The sequence below is a fragment of the Arthrobacter sp. NPDC056886 genome, assembly GCF_042788715.1.
In the GTDB taxonomy this organism is placed as follows: Bacteria; Actinomycetota; Actinomycetes; order Actinomycetales; family Micrococcaceae; genus Arthrobacter.
Genome location: NZ_JBHUBT010000003.1, coordinates 282,818 through 300,004, shown reverse-complemented (window position 1 = coordinate 300,004; position 17,187 = coordinate 282,818). Strand labels below are relative to the sequence as shown.

The following is a 17,187-nucleotide window of genomic DNA, read 5'->3' as shown; positions in this document are numbered from 1 at the left end:
CCGCGGCTCAGGAAGCTGCCAGGTCTGCGATGCCGGCGGCGCCGCGGGCCAGCAGGACTTCCGCCAGCTCGATCCCGAGCAGCGTTGCCCCGATCTCGGTGAGGCCATCGGTGGCCTTCTTGTCGCGGACGGTTGCCGTGCCGTCTACCGCGCAGACCACCGCTTCCAGGTACAGCATGCTGCCCTTGCGGTAGGCGTAGGCGCCCACCGGGGCGGCGCATCCGGCCTCCAGGCGGGCCAGCAAAGCGCGCTCGGCCGTGACGGCGAGCCGGGTGTCCGGATCATCGAGGGCAGCGAGGGCCTGCGCCAGCACGCCCTGGGAGCCTTCCGTGGACCCGGCCCGGCGGGGGGCACCGGCGGTGCGGCATTCGATCGCCAGGGCACCCTGCCCTGCGGCAGGCAGCATGACGTCCGTCTCGAGGTACTCGCTGACCGCGTCGAGCCGGCCGATCCGGTGCAGCCCGGCGGCGGCGAGCACGACGGCGTCGAGGTCGCAGGACTTGCCGTCGACGACGGCGTCGTTCGTGTTGCCGGGCAGGCCGGGGACGCGCCCCAGCCTGGTGTCCACGTTGCCGCGGATGTCCCGGATGTCTAGGTCGGGGCGGGCGGCGCGGAGCTGGGCAGCACGCCGCGGGGAGCCGGTGCCAACGGTGGCGCCCTCGGGCAGGTCGGCGAGCTTGAACCCGTCACGGGCGCACAGCACGTCCCGGACGTCGACGCGTTTCGGGGTGGCCGCGAGGCTCAGCCCCAAGGCCGGACCGGTGGGCAGGTCCTTGAGCGAATGCACGGCGACATCGCATTTGTCCTGCAGCAGGGCGTCGCGGAGCGCCGCGACGAAGACGCCGGTGCCGCCCATCTGGGACAGCGAGCCCTTGAGGACATCACCTTCGGTCCGGATGTGGACGAGCTCGACGGGGAACCCGCCGACAGCGGCCAACTGGTCCGCGGTCTGCTGGGTCTGGGTCAGGGCCAGCTTGCTGGCGCGGGTACCGATCCGGACGGTCATCGGGTCACCCGGGCCGCCGGAGCAGCCGTAGCCGGAGCCGCAGGTGCGGCCGGGTAGGGATCGTGTCCGGTCCCGACGGTGGTGTCGGCTCCGGCGATGGTGGGCTTTTCGCCGCGGAAGTTCGCGCAGCAGCCGGGCCGGCAGACGTCGTACCAGGGGCCCAGCGTGGTCTGGTGCGGCCGCTCGGAGATGTTGTTCGCGACGGTCCGCTCGCAGATGAGGTCCACGAGCCCGGCGACAAACTTGCGGTGCGTTCCGGGTGTGGGGACGCGGGTGGCCGCCAGATGCAGCCTGGCGCAGGTTTCGAGGGCCTCGGTGTCCAGGTCCCAGACCACTTCCATGTGGTCGCTGACAAAGCCCAGCGGCACAATCACGATGCCCTTGACGCCCTGGCCGGCGAGCTCCTCAATGGCGTCGTTGATGTCCGGTTCGAGCCACGGCACGTGCGGGGCGCCGGAGCGGGACTGGTAGACGAGCGACCACGGTGCGGTCAGGCCCGTCCCGGCCTCCACCCGGCGGATGATCTCGCTGCCGGATGCCAGGTGCTGCGCGGCGTAGGCGGAGTCTTCCTCGAATGTGCGGGGCTCCTCCTCGGACCGCCCGGCGGCCTCTGCATCGCGGGTCGGGATGGAGTGCGTCGCGAACAGGATATGCACGGGGGCGTCCGGCGTGCCTGCCGCGGCCAGCTGGGCACGGACCTCGGCAAGGCCGGCGGCGGTGCCTTCGATGAAGGGTTCCACGAAGCCGGGGTGATCGAAGTACTGGCGCACCTTGTCGACCTCGAGCTTGCCGTCGAGTCCGGTTTCCGTCAGCGCCATGCCGATGTCCTCGCGGTACTGGCGGCAGCTGGAGTAGCAGGAGTAGGCGCTCGTGGTGAGCATGAGGACCTTGCGGTGGCCGGCGTCGTAGATCTCCTGCAGGGTCTGCGGGATGTACGGGTCCCAGTTGCGGTTGCCCCAGAAAACGGGTAGCCCGATGCCGCGGGCGGCAAGTTCGGTCTCGAGGCCGGCCTTGAGCGCACGGTTCTGTCCGTTGATGGGGCTGATACCGCCATTGGCCCGGTAGTGGTGCGAGACCTCTTCGAGCCGTTCGTCGGGGATGCCGCGGCCGCGGGTGACGTTGCGGAGGAACGGGATGACGTCCTCCTGCCCCTCGGGTCCGCCGAAGGAGGCGAGGAGCACGGCGTCGTACTCCTTGGGGGCCATCCGGCCGGCCTCGGTGACGGGGTTCAGGGCGGTTACTGAGGCGGCGGATTCCTGGGGATCCAACGGACTCATGCAAGGACCTCGGCGATCTCGGCGGCGGTAACGCGGCGGCCGGTGTAGAACGGGATTTCTTCCCGGACGTGGTGCCGGGCTTCGGTGGCGCGGAGGTGGCGCATCAGGTCCACGAGGTCCACGAGCTCGGGGGCTTCCAGGCCAAGGATCCATTCCCAGTCGCCCAAGGCAAAGGAGGAGACCGTGTTGGAGATGACTTGGGGGAATTCGCGGCCCAGCATTCCGTGGTCGCGGAGCATGGCGCCGCGCTCGGCGTCCGGGAGGAGGTACCACTCGTAGGAGCGGACGAAGGGGTAGACGCAGAGCCACTCTGCGGGTTCCACACCGCGGGAGAACGCCGGGGTGTGGCTCTTGGCGAACTCGGCCTCGCGGTGCACGCCCATAGCGGACCAGACGATCTCGGTGCCTGCGAACAGCTTGCTGCGCCGGATGTCCCGGACTGCCCGCTGCAGCGCTTCCGGCCGGGGACCATGCAGCCAGACCATGATGTCAGCGTCGGCTCGCATCGCCGAGACGTCGTAGCTGCCGCGGTGGACAACGCCGGCGTCGGCGAGGCTTTTCATCAGCGCTTCGAAGTCTTCGGCTGCATCAGGGCCGCGCAGGATGTCCTCGGACCGCTTGAAAACGGTCCAGAGGGTGAAGAACTGCTCGGTTGAATCTTCGGGCGCCGTTGCCCCGGCAACTGATTCTCCGGGGGCTGGCATTCCGGTTTTAGTGACAGATTCGGCAGAAGTGTGGCTCATGCATACCAGTCTGCCCCCTCTCCCCAGCTAAGTCGAAAAAAAGCACTTCTACAACGCGTAGAAGTGCTTTATTTCACACCCGGGGGGCAGTCCGCGGCTGGCGCGTCCGGCTGGCGGGTCCGCGGCTGGCGGGTCCGTCAGAGAAGGTCCTGTCAGCTCCGGCGCATCCGGACCACCGCGACGCCCGCGCCGAGCGAGAACACCACCAGGCCGATGCCCCAGCCCACCAGCGGTGACGGCCCGGCGGGTTTCACTACCGAAGTCGCCTCCAGGGAGGAGTTGCCGGAGTGACCCTTGGCCGGGGCCTTGGTCGAACCGGCTGCGTTTGATTCGGCTGTGTTTGAACCGGTTGGGGAAGGGTGCGCTGTGGCCGGCTGCGAGGGCAACGCGGGCGTGCCGGTACCGCTGCCTGCTGCCGGCACTGCGGCCCCGGGCTGGGGTTCGGCGGCCTGGTCGGCGCCGCCGCTTCCCGGTGCCGGCCGGCCGGGAGCCTCGCCGGTGGGAGCGGACCCGGCGGATCCGCCGGCGGCGGGAGCTCCCGGCGCCGGGGCAGCGGACGGCGTGCCGGGGACCTGCGGGGCGGCGGGCGGCGCAGGTTTCGCGGGCGGGGTGCTCGACGGCGGGGTGCTGGTGCGCGGGGCCGTGGGCTGGGGAGTGCTGGGCTCTGGGTCACTGGGTTCTGGATCGCTGGGTTCCGGGCTGCTGCCGTGCGACGGTGGCCGCGACGGAGTGTCGTCGTCGTCCGAGCCGCCGGACGGCGAGGGGCTCGGCGTCGCGGAGCCCAGCAGGCCCTCCAGCACGTCATCGAGGCCGAGGGTCAGCGAGCCCTGCGCCGACGGCGCGGCGGACGCCGCCGCGGACAGCCCTGTGGCCGCATGTGAGGCCGGAACCCCTGCGGTGGCAGCCAGCACCGTCCCTAGCGCGACGGCCGCCGCGCCGCATCGAAGGCCCCGATGGCGCCCGTTTTTCGTTGTGGACACCTTGGACCTGAAAATAACCATGGTCATCGACCCTAGCCGGAATCGACTGGCAGGAAAAACTTGCAAAAACCGCGGAAATCCGGCAGTGAACCCCACGGGACCGGAGGGGTTCAGGGTGCCCCGGGAGCCGCTGTTATTCCTGTGGCTCAGGGTGTCTTTGGGACTCCAGGGACCGTCTCTAGGGCAGCCGATTTCTGAGGCAGCGGCAGTCGGGGCAGCCGCGTCCAGGGCAGCCGCGTCCAGGGCGGCCGGGGTGGGGCAGCAGCGTCGAGGGCGTCCGCGTTCAGGGCGGCCGCCTTCAGTTCAACAGGGTTTGGACCTGCCGCGGGGTGTCGGCCACGATCGCGGCCAGGCCGTTGCCGGACAGCCAGCCGCCAACCACGGCAAGCGTGCCGTCCGTTGCGCAGATGCTCCGGACGGCCGCGACGCGCTGCCTGTGGCCCAGCGACGCAAAGGGCAGCGCACCGGCCCAGCGGACCACGTCCCAGCCCGCCACGTCCCCGTCGCCCACCGGAACGCCCAGCAGGGCAGAAGCGTCAGCCAGCGCTGACCGGAACAGTTCATCGTCAGAGCGCGGCACGGCGGCCCCTCCCCCGACCCCGGATTCCGGCGCCGGCCCTGGGGCAGCAGCGCGTCCGTAGGAGAGCCGGAGCACATGCCTTCCCGGGCCTGTCCGCTCCGCCAGCCAGGCCCATTTGGCGGTGGCGTGGGTCAGCGCCTTGGCCTGCACGCCCGGGCTCTGCGGCGCCACAAGCACGCCGGTGCCGCGCGGCGCCGGGTCAAGGGCCGGCAGTTCCACCACAAGAGTGACCAAGCTGACATCGGGTCCGGCGTCGGGGCGGAGGCCGGCAAGTTCCGGCAGGGTTTCCTCAAGCAGCCCGATGGCGGCCGGACCTTCCACCGCAACTACCAGGAGTCCGGCGTCAAACGTGGCCTTGTCAGTGGCCACCCGCCAGCCGTCGGCTGTGCGCTGCACGGACCGGGCCGGGGTGCCGCTGAGCAGGGTGACGCCGCACTGGCGCAGATCGGCGAGCAGGGCGGCGACGAGCGTGTGCATGCCACCGCGCAACCCGGCGACGGCGGACCCGGCCTTTTGGAGGCCAGCGGGCTGGGCCTTCGCGGGCCCCGCCGCTCCGGCGGCGGCAGCCGCCGCTCCCCTGCGCTGGGCCGCGACTGCGGCCGCGAGGGAACCGTGCTGGCGGATGCCGGCCCGCAGCCCGGGGGCCACCATGTCGACGTCGAGGACTGCGGGATCGGCCGAGTGGACGCCGCCGACAACCGGCGCCACGAGCCGGTCCAGGACCCGGCCGCCCATCCGCCGGCGGACCAGGGCTGACACGCTCGTGGCCTCGGCGCCGGTGCCCAGCGAGGCCGGCAGTATGGCGTCGAGGGAGGCGCGGAGGGATCCCAGCAGGCCCAGCGACCGGCGGACTTCCGGGTCCCACGGGCTGGCCGGGATGCCCAGCACCCCGGTCTTGGGCAGTTCCCGCGGGCCGTCGGGCAGCTGGACCCAGGCGCCGCCGGGGTTCGGAGCGACGATCTCGCCCTCCAGCCCGAGTTCCCCGGCGAGATCGGCTACGGCGGAAGTGCGGGTGGCGAACGACTCCGCCCCGCTGTCCAGGGTCAGTCCGGCTACGGCATGGCTGCCGACGCAGCCGCCCCAGGCCTCGCTTGCTTCCAGGACGGTGGTGCGGATGCTGGCCCGGGCGAACTCCCGGGCCGCAAGCAGGCCGGAGATCCCGCCCCCAATCACGACGGCGGTGCCTTCCAAGGCAGTCCCGGCGGGGCCCGCATCCACGCTCTTACTCCGGGGCGATGGAGTGGATGAGTTCGACCACGCGCGTGAGCACCTCAGGATCCGTCTCCGGCGGCACTCCGTGGCCGAGGTTCACCACGTGCCCGGGAGCCGCGGAGCCGGCCGCGAGCACGTCGCGTACATGCGCTTCAAGGACCTCCCACGGTGCCGAGAGCAGGGCCGGGTCGATGTTGCCCTGCAGAGGAACAGTGCCGCCAAGGCGGCGGTTGGCCTCGTCCAGCGGCAGCCGGTAGTCGACCCCCACGACGTCGACCCCGACGTCGCGCATCGCGACGAGCAGTTCCGAGGTGCCGGTGCCGAAGTGGATCAGCGGTGCGCCGAGGTGCCGGACATGGTCCAGGGCACGGGACGACGCCGGCGCAACAAAGCGCTGGTAGTCGGCCAGTCCCAGCGAACCGGCCCAGGAGTCGAAGAGCTGGCCGGCGGAGGCGCCGGCCTCCAGTTGGGCGCGGAGGAACATTCCGGAGGCGTCCGCGGCCCAGTTGGCCAGCGCAGTCCAGGTTTCGGGGTCGGCGTGCATCATGGTGCGCGGGCCCAGGTGGTCGCGGGAAGGCTTGCCTTCCACCATGTAGGCGGCGAGGGTAAAGGGCGCGCCGGCGAAGCCGATCAGCGGTGTGCTGCCGAGCTCGGCCACCGTGAGCCGGACGGCTTCGCGGATGGGCTCCAGGGCCTCCCAGGTCAGCTGCGGCAGGGCGGCGACGTCTGCAGCCGTGCGGACCGGCTTGTCCAGGACGGGTCCGACGCCGGGGACAATGTCCACACCGACGCCGGCCAGCTTGAGCGGGATAACAATGTCTGAGAAGAAGATGGCGGCATCGACGTCGTGGCGGCGGACCGGCTGCAGGGTGATCTCGGAAGCCAGTTCGGGGCGCAGGCACGAGTCCAGCATCGCGACGCCCTCACGGATTTTGAGGTACTCGGGCAGCGAGCGGCCGGCCTGGCGCATGAACCAGACCGGACGGCGGGAGGGCTTGCCGCCACGGTAGGCCGTGATCAGCGGCGAGCCTGCGGTGCGGCCGTCCATCAGTGGGTGCCCGGCATCGAGGCCGCCGGCGGTGCCATCCATGACGCCGCCATCGTTGGCAGCATTGCCCTCGGACATACTGAATGTGGGGGTGCCGGCACGTGCCGCAGCGCTTGGAGTCATGCCTTCGATTGTGCCCAAATTTGTGCCCAAAAGATAACGACAGCCTGTCACGCCGCCTCTCACACTGGCCACGAGCGCCGCACGGTGGCGGGAATCACAGGCCGGCGTGCCTGAACCCACGCCGGAACAGTTGTTCTACACGGGCGCGAAAAAGCTATGATGGTGATGCTGTGGTTCTTTTTTCATTGGTGGCTACACACGCCGACATCGACCTCGAAACCGTTGCTCAGTTGAGCACCGGCGCTTCCGGGCTCGCCACATCCGCCCTCGCCGGATCGCCGGCCGTGGCGGGTGCCGTTGTCCTTGCCACCTGCAACCGCCTTGAAATCTATGGGGAAGCCCCGCACCCCGACGCTGTCGACGCGGCCCGGGCAGCCCTCATCACCCAGATCAGCGGAGCCAGCGGACTCAACGATCAACTCGTCTCCCGCGCCTTCAGCACCCGCACCGGCGCCGAGGTCAGCCAGCATCTCTTCGCAGTCAGCTCCGGACTGGACTCCGCCGTGGTCGGCGAACGCGAGATTGCCGGCCAGGTCCGCCGCGCCCTGATCACCGCCCAGCACGAGGGCACCGCCAGCTCCGGCCTGGTCCGGCTGTTCCAGGCCGCGTCCAAGACCGCCAAGGACGTCGGCGCCCAGACGGCGCTGGGTTCGCGCGGCCTGTCCATCGTTTCCGTGGCGCTGGATCTCGCGACGGACCTGTCGGAAAACCCGGACTGGTCCGCCAAGAAAGCCGTCGTCTTCGGGACCGGCGCCTACGCCGGAGCCACCATGTCGCTGCTGCGCGAACGCGGCTGCACCGACGTCTGCGTCTATTCCTCCTCCGGCCGCGCCGCCGGCTTCGTCGCCACCCGGGGCGGCACGGCCCTGGACGAGGACACCCTTCCGGCCGCAGTTGCCGCGGCCGACGTCATGATCGGCTGCAGCGGTTCTGACAGCCGGGTCGAGGCGGACGATCTCGCCCGGATCCGGGCGAACTCGCCCCAGCCGCTCATCGCGATTGACCTCGCCCTGACCCATGACTTCGACCCCGCGGTGGGCGATCTCGACGGCGTCGAACTGCTCACGCTCGAATCCGTCCGGCTGGCCGCGCCGCAGGAACAGGCCGAGTCGCTGGAGCAGGCCAGCAGCATCGTGTCCGGGGCGGCCAGCGCCTTTGAGCAGGAGCGCGAGGCACGGTCCGTGGACTCGGCGATTGTCGCTTTGCGCCGCCACACAATGAACGTCCTGGACGCGGAGATGGAAAAGGTCCGGGCCCGGCACGGCTGTACCGCCGCCGCCGAGGAAGTCGAATTCGCCTTGCGCCGCATGGTGAAGCAACTGCTGCATATTCCCACCGTGCGGGCGCGCGAACTGGCCTCCAACGGACAGCAGGAGACCTACATTGCCGGTCTTGAGGCGCTGTACGGCATCACGGTGGAGCCCTCCGCCGGCGCACCGGCCTCGGGTGGCCCAGCGGCCGTATGCCCCGTCGAGCACACCGCCGCCGTCCCCGGCCCTGGCGAGCACATCTCCGATGCGGGCGACATCCGCGAAACCGCGTAACTGCCCAGGTTCTCCGCTAGGCGCCCCGCGCAGTCAGTGCCGTCCGCGGCCTACTTGTGTTTATCGGCCCTGTGCTTATCGGTGCCTGCCGGTACTTATCAGCGGAAAGCGTTGATCCCGGTCATTTCGGCCGACATCTGCCACAGCCGCGCGGCAGCCTCCCGGTCCACCGCATGGGCATCCACGCCCCGGATCCTCGCTTCGGACGATCCCGGCACCGTGGCTTCGGCGATGTCGCAGTCCTCGCAGTAGACGCCGCCCATTCCCTCAAGCGCCGGCGCCGTCGCGGCCCAGACCGAGGTGGCGGCGCCCTGCGCCGGTGTCTTGAAGCGCGGGTCGAGCTTGCCGTACGAGTCCATCCAGCCCGCGGCGATCATCTCCTCCCGCGGCAGGTGCCGCTGCAGTTCCGTCATGATCCCGCCCGGGTGCACGGCGAAGGCGCGTACGCCAAAGTCCCGGCCCAGGGCATCGAGCTGGACGGCGAAGAGCGCGTTGGCCGTCTTGGCCTGGCCGTAGGCGCGCCATTTGTCGTAGCCGGAGTCGAAATTGATGTCATCGAAACGGATCCCCGAGAGCTTGTGGCCGGTGGAGGACAGCGAGACCACCCGGCTTCCGTGCGCCGCTGCAAGCGCGGGCCGCAGCAGGTTGGTGAGGGCAAAATGGCCCAGGTGGTTCGTGGCGAACTGCGATTCCCAGCCCGGACCCACCCTGCGCTCCGGACTGGCCATGATGGCGGCATTGTTGATCAGGATGTCCAGGCTGCGGCTTGTGCCGGGCGCCGCGCCGGCCAGGAAGCCGGCGGCGAACTCCTTCACGCTGGCCTGGTCCGCCAGATCCAGTTCGGCAACGCTGACATCGCCGCGTTTGGTAGCCGGCATCAGCCCGGCCGCCGCAAGGACGTCCCTGGCGTGCTCGGGCCGGCGGGCGGGCACCACGACGGCGGCACCGGCGGAGGCCAGTGCCCGCACGGTCTCCAGGCCCAGTCCCGAGTAGCCTCCCGTGACGATCGCGGTCTTCCCGGTCAGGTCGATGCCGGCGATGACCTCGGCTGCCGTCGAGTCCCGGCCAAAGCCGGAGCCAATCTTCCGCTGGGGCGTCACGATATTTTCCTCGCTCATCTCCAGGCCTTTCGTAGGAGGGCACCGCTTGGCGGGGTGTTTCTCGGCGGCCGCGACGTGTCCGGTTTGATGTCCGCTTGGCCGGTTGGGCCTCAGTACACCGGCTTCCCGGGTTCCACGTCCCGGACCCAGGCGAGAATGCCGCCCTCGAGGTGGCTGACGCGCTCGTACCCGGCGGCCCGCGCGGCGGACAGGACGGCGGCGGAACGTGTTCCGGCCTTGCAGTGGAAGACGATTTCGGCGTCCTGGGGCAGTTCCTGCCACGCCTCCCCCGCAAGGATGCGGCCCTGCGGGATCAGCTCCGACCCGTCAATGCGGACGATCTCGTACTCCCCCTGCTCCCGCACGTCGATGAGATGGAAGTCCTTGAGGCCGGCCTTGCGTGAGGCCAGCATGGTCGCGAGCTGGGTGGCCGTCACAGTGTGCTCGGTGCCGGCATCCGCCGTCGGGGTTATCCCGCAGAATGCCTCGTAATCGGTAAGCTCCGTGATGCGGACCGCCTCGGGGTCCCGGGCCACCTTGATCTCGCGCCAGGTGCCGCCGAGCGCGTCGTAGAGGGCCAGCCGGCCCAGCAGGGACCGGCCGACGCCGGTGATTAGCTTGACGGCCTCGGTCACCATCAACGCTCCGACGGCGGCGCACAGCATGCCGAACACACCGCCTTCGCCGCAGGACGGCACGGATCCGGCCGGCGGCGCCTCCGGGTAGAGGTCCCGGTAGGTGGGCCCGAACTGCTCCCAAAAGACACTGACCTGGCCGTCGAAGCGGAAGATCGATCCCCACACGTAGGGCTTCCCGAGGATGGCGGCGGCGTCGTTGACGAGGTAGCGGGTGGCAAAGTTGTCCGCGCCGTCGAGGATGAGGTCGTAGCCGGCAAAGAGTTCCAGCGCGTTGGTAGCGTCGAGCCGGACGTTGTGGAGCCGGACGTCCACGAGCGGGTTCAGGGCCGCAATCGCGTCGCGGGCGGACTCGATTTTGGGCCGGCCCACGTCCGCGACGCCATGGATGATCTGACGCTGGAGGTTGCTGAGATCGACGTCGTCGTCGTCAACGATGCCGAGGGTGCCGACCCCGGCAGCGGCGAGATAGAGCAGGGCCGGGGAGCCGAGGCCGCCGGCCCCGATCACGAGAACTTTCGCGTTCTTCAGGCGCCGCTGGCCGATCGCACCGATTTCCGGAATGATCAGGTGGCGCGAGTAGCGTTCCACCTCGTCGGGGCTGAGGTCCCCTGCCGGCTCAACCAGCGGCCCGGGCCGCGGATCCAGCTGCGTCTGGGGGGTTGCGGGGGCGCCGGCGGCGGTGAACTTGGAAGCCATACTTCAATCTATGCCCGAAGATACCGCCAGGTCATATTACCCGCGCGTAAGGTGTAATTGAGTGCAAGGTAGTTCAGTACAAGTGCAGTTGAGTGCCATTGCGCGCAATGGGGTGAAAAGGGAAAGAAGGCCGACGTGGTTCATCAGGCACCGGTGGAGCGGGACGAGACCGGCAAGCCGCCGGCCGGACAGACGCGGAGCGGTCACCGCTCGGCCCGCCTGCCCCGTGACGAACGCCGGGCGCAGCTGCTCGCGGCCGCGCAGGAAGTTTTCGTGGCGAACGGCTACCACGGTGCCGCCATGGATGAGATCGCCGAGACCGCCCACGTCAGCAAGCCGGTGCTGTACCAGCACTTCCCTTCCAAACGGGACCTGTACCTGGCATTGCTGGACAGCCACCTCAGCACCCTGATCGATCTGCTGCTTGGCGCCCTGAATTCCACCAAGGACAATGACGAACGCGTCCAGGCGGTCATGCGCGCCTACTTCCGCTTCATCGCCCACGACGACCAGGCGCACCGGCTCGTCTTCGAATCGGACCTGATCAACGATCCCGACGTCAGTGCACGGCTGGAAACCTTCAATAAAACCTTTGCCGACGCCGTCGCCCGCGTCATCGCCGAGGACACCAAGCTGCCCGAGCTGGAAGCCCAGCTGCTGGGCCGCGGGCTCGCCGGAATGGCCCAGGTGAGCGCCCGGTACTGGCTGGAAACGGACGGGAACCTGGATCTCGATGTAGCCAGCGACCTCATCTACCGTTTAGCTTGGCGCGGAATCTCCCGCTTCCCCAAGGAGACCTAGACTACAAATAGAGATTGACCTTAGACATTTTTTGGACGTTGATTGGCTGGGAGGCCTTGCTGTGGAAGTAAAGATTGGTATTCAGAACATTGGTCGCGAACTTGTCCTTGAATCGACACAGGACGCCGACGCCGTCGCCAAGGTAGTCGGCGACGCGATCGCCAAGGGCGGCGAACTGCGGCTGAAGGACGACAAGGGCCGCCTGGTGATCGTCCCCGCCAATGTCCTGGGCTACGTGGAAATCGGAGCGGAAGAGGCCCGCCGGGTCGGCTTCGGCGCCCTCTAGACCTGCCGTTTTTTCACTGTCGTTTTTCTCCACTGCCGTTTTCTTCAACAGCGTGAGGTGTCCTGAATGCTTTCCCTGATTGTGGTTGCCATCGTGACCGTTGCTGCGGGCTTTGTGGTGTGGGCCAACGACAAGCGGCACACGAAATACGGTGTCAGCGTCCCGGCGGGAGTCGCTGCGTCTGTCGGCATGCTGAGCTGGATCAGCTTCATTGCGGCCGGGCTTGGCTACCAGCCGGGCCTGACCTGGATCCCGTGGATCCTGCCGATGGTCCTGGGCACTGCGGCCTCGATCGCGGCCGTGGTGTACCTCGGCAAGACACGGACCCGGCAGGACACCGCGCGGCTCACCACCATCCTGAAGCTCTAGCGGCCCCGGCCCCCCTCCGGGGCACCGGCATGCGGGGCGCCGGCAGGGCAGCGCCCTACGCCGGCACGTCCGGTCCGTGGCCTTCCTCGGTACACAGGCACAGCCGGTTTCCTTGCGCATCCGTGACCACCACCCAATCGGGTGCGTGGTCACGGTTCATTAAGGCGCCGGTCGCCGCGGTCTTTTCCAGGACGGGCCCGGATTCGGCCTTGCTCCGGTGGATGTCCACATGGATGCGGCTGGCGCTTGGGGTGGACGTTTCCCGGAACCGGAGCGAGGGGCCGCGGCCGTGCGGGTCCATGAGGACTCCGAAACGGCCCTTACGGTAAGCGAGGGCCACCCGCCAGACCTCCGAAACCCCGGCGGGGTCCTCCGAATCGATGGCTATATCCACCGTCCGGTGCAGGCCCGGCTCCGCGGCGGCACCGACTGCGGCGGCCGCCACGCTGGCCGCCGCCGCAGCCTGGACGTCCCGCGGCGTCACCTCGGTGCCGGCGTCGTGGGAACTGTAGCGAAGAAAGACCCGGTTGTAGCGCCAGTCCAGGTCCGGATGGTGGTTCTGCTCTTCGGCGAGGCGCCCGACGGCGGCGATCAGCTCGAGTGCGGCGGCCGCCGTCGGCGCCTTGTACACGGTCACCAGCCCGCCGAGGCGGTACCTCCAGTCCGGCAGGCCCGCCAGCGCTTCGTCGATTTGGGGGCGGGTGAGGATGTCATCCGTGGCTGCCATGACAGTCTCCTTCACTGGTTGACCGACAAGACCGGCGGCGTACCGGGAGCGGCCGGACTCAGAGGAACTCGGCCCGGCCTTCCATCGCCGAGGACGCCAGCGCGTGCTCGCGGCGCGGGATCCTGCCAGCCTTTTTTGCCAGCCTACCGGCGATGACGGCATGCTTGAAGGCCTCGCCCATGAGCACGGGATTCTGCGCCCGGGTCACGGCCGTAGCCAGCAGCACCGCGTCGCAGCCGAGTTCCATCGCCAGGGCCGCGTCCGAGGCCGTGCCGATCCCGGCATCCAACACCACGGGCACGGACGCCCGCGAGACGATCAGCTCGATGTTGTGCGGGTTCAGGATGCCCAGGCCCGTGCCGATCGGGGCGCCCAGCGGCATCACGGCCGTCGCGCCGAGGTTTTCGAGCCGGAGGGCAAGCACGGGATCGTCGTTGGTGTAGGCGAAGACCTTAAAACCGCGCGCCACGAGCTGTTCGGTGGCGTCCACCAGTTCGACGGCGTCCGGCAGCAGGGTGTGCTCGTCGGCAATGACTTCGAGCTTGACCCAGTCCGTTTCCAGGGCTTCGCGGGCCAGCTCGGCGGTGAGGACGGCGTCCCTGGCGGTGAAGCAGCCTGCCGTGTTGGGCAGCACGCGGATCCGGTGGTCCTCGAGCAGCTGAAACAGCGAGCCCGTCTCCGCTGGCGAATAGCGGCGCATTGCCACCGTGGTCAGCTCGGTCCCGGAGGCCACGAGCGCCGCCCCCAGCCCGTCCAGGCTCGGCGCACCGCCGGTGCCCATGATGAGGCGGGAGCCGAGGCTCACGCCGTCGACCACGAACGGGTCGGCCACCGACCCGGTCGCCGGTACGGCCGGTGTTCCTGCCAATGTGGTCTCGTTCATGCTGGTCATCCTCCCTGGACTGCCGTGACAAGTTCGACGTCGTCGCCGTCGGCGAGCGCCGTGGCGTGCCACTGGCTGCGCGGCACCACTTCAGCGTTGCGGGCCACGGCGACACCGAGCTTGCCCCCGTCGGCGGCCCGGCCGTCGGGGCCGATGCTGCGGCCCGTGAGCTGGCTGACGAGTGTGCTGACGGAGGCGCCGTCGGCGACGCTCTGCTCCGTTCCGTTCAGTCTGATGTTCATGCTGCTTCCTTCTTGGGGCTGTCCCCGGACGTATCCGGGATGCGGGAGAAACGGTCGGGGCGGAATCCGGCCCAGCGCGGGTCCGGTGGCCCGTCCATGAGTTGCCGGCACACGGCCGCAGCCGCGGGGGTCAGCAGGACGCCGTGCCGGAAGAAGCCTGTGGCGATGACGAGTCCCGGGATGTCCCCGCCGTCCGGGCCCGCGACCCGCCCCAGCAATGGGGCGTTGTCCGGTGTGCCGGGCCGTGCCCGGGCCGTGGCTTCGAGCAGCTCCAGCTCGGCGACTGCGGGCACCAGCTGCTGGGCGTCCCGCAGCAGCTGGTAGACGCCGCCGGCAGACAACGCGTGCGGATCCGACGGTCCGTCCTCGCGCTGGGTGGCTCCGATCACCACGGTGCCGTCCTGGCGGGGGACGATGTACACGGGGACCCCGCGCACCATGCCCCGCACGGTGGCCGTCAGCAGCGGCAACAGGCGCGGAGGCACGCGAAGCCGGAGGATGTCGCCGTAGACAGGCCGGAGCGGCAGTGCCAGCCCGGCGGGCAGGTCCTCGAGCCCGGCGGCGCCAAGGCCGTTGGCGACGACCGTCTCCGCAGCCCGCACGGAGCCGCCGCCGGCCAGCCGCACCCCGGCGACCTGTCCGTCCTGCCACAGCAGGCCCGCCGCGCGCCGCCGGACGAAGCTCCCGCCCTCCGCGCCGAGGACGCTGGCGAGCCGGGCGAGCAGCAGCCGGGGGTCCACCTGGTGGTCGGCCGGGATGTCGAAGGCGCACGAGATGCCGGGACTGAGCAGGGGCTCCCGGCTGCGGGCCTCGCGCACTGTGAGTGGTTCCACGGTGAGGCCGCAGGCCTGCTGGACTTCCCTCAGGTCCGCGAGCGCGCGCCGGTCCGCCGCGTCGGCCCCGACCGCGAGGGTAGGGTTCGTCAGGTAGCCGGTCCCCGCCCGGGGTTCCGTGCCGTCGGCACCGGCCTCCGTCCCGGCGTCGAGGCCGGCAGCGGTGTCGAGGCTGGCAGCGAATCCGGGCCACAGCCGGGAGGACTCAAGCATCAGTTCCAGCAGCTGTTCCTCCTGGTAGTGCAGTTCGCTGACGGGGGCCAGCATGCCGGCGGCGGCCCAGCTGGCTCCGCTGCCGGGAGCATCGTCGATCAAAACCACAGACCGGCCCGCGCGGCTGGCCTCGAACGCTATGCCATGCCCGATCACCCCGCCGCCGATCACGGCAACGTCTGCGGTGATGTCCTCTGGGATGATTGGCTCTGTGGTGATGCTCTCTGAGAAACCGGGCCCGGTGTCACAAACCCCGGCGGCGGCGTCATTTGCGGCTTCGGCTGCGCGGCCGGCTCGTGTGCCCATAAAAAAATTCCTTCCCTACGCCGGTACTAGCCGGATCAGGTCAAGCGGTCGGCTCTGACGCCCTCTCAGCCGTGCAGCGGCGACATGGCTGCTGCGGGCTCCCGCGGTATGCGCCCAGTTTAGAGGAACTAGGCTGGACCCATGAGCCAGGACCGCCTCCACACCACCGCCCGCCTCTACTTGTGCACTGACGCCCGCAGGGACCGCGGCGACTTCGAGGACTTCGTTGACGCCGCCTTCGCCGGCGGGGTGGACATCATCCAGCTGCGCGACAAATCACTCGAGGCAGCCGAGGAACTCGAACTCCTGGAGGTCCTGCACGCCGCAGCCCAGCGCCACGGACGACTGTGGGCCGTCAATGACCGGGCGGACATCGCTTCCTTATCCGGGGCACCGGTGTTCCATATCGGCCAGAAGGACATTTCGCTCGACGCAGCCCGTGGCTTCTTGGGCAAGGATGCCGTGATCGGCCTGTCCACCCACAGCCCGAAACAGGTGGACGCCGCCATTGCTGCCTCGCCCAGCCGCAAGGGACTCGACTATTTCTGTGTGGGCCCCGTGTGGGCGACGCCCACCAAGCCGGGGCGAGCCGCCGTCGGCCTTGATCTGGTGCGCTACGCCGCACAGGCGATCGGCCAGGCGGACGCTGAGGGAACCGGCAAGGTGGACGGCGTCATCCCGTGGTTCGCGATCGGCGGGATCGACCTCAGCAACGTCGAGCAGGTAGTCGAGGCCGGTGCCCGGCGGATCGTGGTGGTCCGGGCGATCACGGACGCCGCCGATCCGGCCCACGCCGCGGGTGCGCTGCTGGCGGCGCTGGACGCCGCTGCATCGTAGGCAGGTTCCCCCGGCGGCCGCCGGCACCCCGGCCGGCACTGAACCTAGCCGGCGAGCCCCAGCCCTGCCATCCGGCGCCCGTGGTTCACCGCGAGTTCGGCCGTCAGGCCGCTGACCAGCTCCCGGGCGCCGGCGTCGTCCAGGCCCGAGAGCCCGGCGAGGAACGCGTGCTCAAGGCTGACCCGCTGGGCGTGGGTCAGGACCTCCCCCAGCAGGCGCCTGGCCCACAGCGCCAGGCGCGACGCCAGCCGGGGATCATCGGCCAGGGCCGCCTTGAGCCGCTCCTGGAGCACGGCCGTGGACTCGCCGGTGGAGCGGACCTGACCGATTAGCTCCCGGGTCCCGGCGTCGACGTACCGGCCGACGGCGCGGTAAAAGTCCGCGGAAACGGTGTCGATCACGTAGGCCTTCATGAGCGCCTCATACCAGTCCGCCGGGCGCGTCCGCTCGTGGAAGTGGTCCACCGAGGGTTGGAACGGCAGCATGGCGGCCTCGGTGTCCAGGCCCATGTGCTCGAGCCGGGCGCGGACCAGTTCGTAATGCTGGAACTCGACCACTGCCATCCTGCCCAGCACCGCACGGTCATGCAGCGTGGGCGAATACCGGGCACTCGAGGACAGCCGCTCGAAGGCGGAAAGCTCGCCATACGCCAGGACACCCAGCAGATCCGCCACCAAGCTGTTGTAGAGGGCAGGATCGTCCGCAGTTGCGCTCATCATCCAAGACTAATAGCGGAAATCGGG

General features: G+C 69.6%; 18 protein-coding genes and 1 riboswitch. Of the genes, 5 read left to right on the top strand and 13 right to left on the bottom strand.

The genetic code is table 11. The features are described from left to right. Positions 1–7: 7 nt before the first annotated feature. From hemC to hemE, 6 genes are all read right to left on the bottom strand, one after another. Positions 8–1,006, bottom strand: coding sequence for a hydroxymethylbilane synthase (gene hemC / locus ACFRJ8_RS07175; RefSeq protein ID WP_377985423.1), 999 nt, complete (start codon positions 1,004–1,006; stop codon positions 8–10). Next, positions 1,003–2,283, bottom strand: coding sequence for a ferrochelatase (locus ACFRJ8_RS07170; RefSeq protein ID WP_377985422.1), 1,281 nt, complete (start codon positions 2,281–2,283; stop codon positions 1,003–1,005). The genes hemC and ACFRJ8_RS07170 overlap by 4 nt, the downstream gene beginning before the upstream one ends. Then, the gene (gene hemQ, locus ACFRJ8_RS07165) at positions 2,280–3,026 is read right to left on the bottom strand and encodes a hydrogen peroxide-dependent heme synthase (RefSeq protein WP_377985421.1); all 747 of its coding nucleotides are present in this window, start codon (positions 3,024–3,026) and stop codon (positions 2,280–2,282) included. Before hemQ ends, ACFRJ8_RS07170 begins: the two co-directional genes overlap by 4 nt. Positions 3,027–3,178: 152 nt before the next feature. Next, positions 3,179–3,937: a hypothetical protein gene (locus ACFRJ8_RS07160; protein WP_377985420.1), complete on the bottom strand. Its 759-nt coding sequence runs from the start codon at positions 3,935–3,937 to the stop codon at positions 3,179–3,181. A 367-nt stretch (positions 3,938–4,304) separates the two neighbouring features. Beyond that, complete coding sequence (gene hemG, locus ACFRJ8_RS07155; protein ID WP_377985419.1) at positions 4,305–5,804, bottom strand: protoporphyrinogen oxidase; 1,500 nt, start codon at positions 5,802–5,804, stop codon at positions 4,305–4,307. A 4-nt stretch (positions 5,805–5,808) separates the two neighbouring features. After that, the gene (gene hemE, locus ACFRJ8_RS07150) at positions 5,809–6,969 is read right to left on the bottom strand and encodes a uroporphyrinogen decarboxylase (RefSeq protein ID WP_377985418.1); all 1,161 of its coding nucleotides are present in this window, start codon (positions 6,967–6,969) and stop codon (positions 5,809–5,811) included. A 170-nt stretch (positions 6,970–7,139) separates the two neighbouring features. Here hemE and ACFRJ8_RS07145 point away from each other — a divergent pair, with 170 nt between their 5' ends. After that, positions 7,140–8,513 carry a glutamyl-tRNA reductase gene (locus ACFRJ8_RS07145; protein WP_377985417.1) on the top strand — a complete coding sequence of 458 codons (1,374 nt, stop codon included), beginning with the start codon at positions 7,140–7,142 and terminating at the stop codon, positions 8,511–8,513. 98 nt (positions 8,514–8,611) lie between these two features. Here ACFRJ8_RS07145 and ACFRJ8_RS07140 read toward each other — a convergent pair whose 3' ends face one another. Then, the gene (locus ACFRJ8_RS07140; RefSeq protein WP_377985416.1) at positions 8,612–9,631 is read right to left on the bottom strand and encodes an SDR family NAD(P)-dependent oxidoreductase; all 1,020 of its coding nucleotides are present in this window, start codon (positions 9,629–9,631) and stop codon (positions 8,612–8,614) included. A gap of 92 nt (positions 9,632–9,723) precedes the next feature. Next, a complete protein-coding gene (gene moeB, locus ACFRJ8_RS07135) occupies positions 9,724–10,947 on the bottom strand; it encodes a molybdopterin-synthase adenylyltransferase MoeB (protein ID WP_377985415.1) in 1,224 nt (407 codons plus the stop codon). Positions 10,948–11,100: 153 nt separating this feature from the next. On the opposite strand from moeB, the gene ACFRJ8_RS07130 reads away from it, so the two are divergent. The 3 genes from ACFRJ8_RS07130 to ACFRJ8_RS07120 all read left to right on the top strand — a co-directional run bounded on the left by ACFRJ8_RS07130 (position 11,101) and on the right by ACFRJ8_RS07120 (position 12,403). Next, entirely contained in the window at positions 11,101–11,748 is a 648-nt protein-coding gene (locus tag ACFRJ8_RS07130; RefSeq protein WP_377985590.1) for a TetR/AcrR family transcriptional regulator, read from the top strand. A gap of 61 nt (positions 11,749–11,809) precedes the next feature. After that, on the top strand, positions 11,810–12,034 hold the full coding sequence (locus ACFRJ8_RS07125; protein WP_377985414.1) for a DUF3107 domain-containing protein: 225 nt from the start codon (positions 11,810–11,812) through the stop codon (positions 12,032–12,034). Positions 12,035–12,100: 66 nt separating this feature from the next. After that, positions 12,101–12,403 (top strand): hypothetical protein, encoded by a 303-nt coding sequence (locus tag ACFRJ8_RS07120; protein ID WP_377985413.1) that lies wholly within the window; start codon positions 12,101–12,103, stop codon positions 12,401–12,403. Positions 12,404–12,458: 55 nt separating this feature from the next. On the opposite strand, the gene ACFRJ8_RS07115 is transcribed toward ACFRJ8_RS07120, so the two are convergent. The 4 genes from ACFRJ8_RS07115 to thiO all read right to left on the bottom strand — a co-directional run bounded on the left by ACFRJ8_RS07115 (position 12,459) and on the right by thiO (position 15,607). Next, positions 12,459–13,130 carry a 4a-hydroxytetrahydrobiopterin dehydratase gene (locus ACFRJ8_RS07115; protein WP_377985412.1) on the bottom strand — a complete coding sequence of 224 codons (672 nt, stop codon included), beginning with the start codon at positions 13,128–13,130 and terminating at the stop codon, positions 12,459–12,461. Positions 13,131–13,188: 58 nt separating this feature from the next. Beyond that, complete coding sequence (locus tag ACFRJ8_RS07110; protein ID WP_377985411.1) at positions 13,189–14,013, bottom strand: thiazole synthase; 825 nt, start codon at positions 14,011–14,013, stop codon at positions 13,189–13,191. Between the two features lie 5 nt (positions 14,014–14,018). Continuing rightward, complete coding sequence (thiS, locus tag ACFRJ8_RS07105) at positions 14,019–14,255, bottom strand: sulfur carrier protein ThiS (protein WP_377985410.1); 237 nt, start codon at positions 14,253–14,255, stop codon at positions 14,019–14,021. After that, the gene (gene thiO / locus ACFRJ8_RS07100; RefSeq protein ID WP_377985409.1) at positions 14,252–15,607 is read right to left on the bottom strand and encodes a glycine oxidase ThiO; all 1,356 of its coding nucleotides are present in this window, start codon (positions 15,605–15,607) and stop codon (positions 14,252–14,254) included. Before thiO ends, thiS begins: the two co-directional genes overlap by 4 nt. Further along, a riboswitch (TPP riboswitch) is annotated at positions 15,602–15,722 on the bottom strand. It overlaps the preceding gene by 6 nt. A 26-nt stretch (positions 15,723–15,748) precedes the next feature. Here thiO and thiE point away from each other — a divergent pair. Then, the gene (thiE, locus tag ACFRJ8_RS07095; RefSeq protein WP_377985408.1) at positions 15,749–16,444 is read left to right on the top strand and encodes a thiamine phosphate synthase; all 696 of its coding nucleotides are present in this window, start codon (positions 15,749–15,751) and stop codon (positions 16,442–16,444) included. A 44-nt stretch (positions 16,445–16,488) separates the two neighbouring features. On the opposite strand, the gene ACFRJ8_RS07090 is transcribed toward thiE, so the two are convergent. Continuing rightward, the gene (locus tag ACFRJ8_RS07090; protein WP_377985407.1) at positions 16,489–17,163 is read right to left on the bottom strand and encodes a ferritin-like fold-containing protein; all 675 of its coding nucleotides are present in this window, start codon (positions 17,161–17,163) and stop codon (positions 16,489–16,491) included. Positions 17,164–17,187: the final 24 nt, after the last annotated feature.

What these genes read in the sequence shown, in the direction of transcription:
- hemC (WP_377985423.1), bottom strand. Translation starts at nt 1,006, where the DNA reads ATGACCGTCCGGATCGGTACCCGCGCCAGCAAGCTGGCCCTGACCCAG.
- ACFRJ8_RS07170 (WP_377985422.1), bottom strand. Translation starts at nt 2,283, where the DNA reads ATGAGTCCGTTGGATCCCCAGGAATCCGCCGCCTCAGTAACCGCCCTG.
- hemQ (WP_377985421.1), bottom strand. Translation starts at nt 3,026, where the DNA reads ATGAGCCACACTTCTGCCGAATCTGTCACTAAAACCGGAATGCCAGCC.
- hemE (WP_377985418.1), bottom strand. Translation starts at nt 6,969, where the DNA reads ATGACTCCAAGCGCTGCGGCACGTGCCGGCACCCCCACATTCAGTATG.
- ACFRJ8_RS07140 (WP_377985416.1), bottom strand. Translation starts at nt 9,631, where the DNA reads ATGAGCGAGGAAAATATCGTGACGCCCCAGCGGAAGATTGGCTCCGGC.
- moeB (WP_377985415.1), bottom strand. Translation starts at nt 10,947, where the DNA reads ATGGCTTCCAAGTTCACCGCCGCCGGCGCCCCCGCAACCCCCCAGACG.
- ACFRJ8_RS07120 (WP_377985413.1), top strand. Translation starts at nt 12,101, where the DNA reads ATGCTTTCCCTGATTGTGGTTGCCATCGTGACCGTTGCTGCGGGCTTT.
- ACFRJ8_RS07115 (WP_377985412.1), bottom strand. Translation starts at nt 13,130, where the DNA reads ATGGCAGCCACGGATGACATCCTCACCCGCCCCCAAATCGACGAAGCG.
- ACFRJ8_RS07110 (WP_377985411.1), bottom strand. Translation starts at nt 14,013, where the DNA reads ATGAACGAGACCACATTGGCAGGAACACCGGCCGTACCGGCGACCGGG.
- thiS (WP_377985410.1), bottom strand. Translation starts at nt 14,255, where the DNA reads ATGAACATCAGACTGAACGGAACGGAGCAGAGCGTCGCCGACGGCGCC.
- thiO (WP_377985409.1), bottom strand. Translation starts at nt 15,607, where the DNA reads ATGGGCACACGAGCCGGCCGCGCAGCCGAAGCCGCAAATGACGCCGCC.
- thiE (WP_377985408.1), top strand. Translation starts at nt 15,749, where the DNA reads ATGAGCCAGGACCGCCTCCACACCACCGCCCGCCTCTACTTGTGCACT.
- ACFRJ8_RS07090 (WP_377985407.1), bottom strand. Translation starts at nt 17,163, where the DNA reads ATGATGAGCGCAACTGCGGACGATCCTGCCCTCTACAACAGCTTGGTG.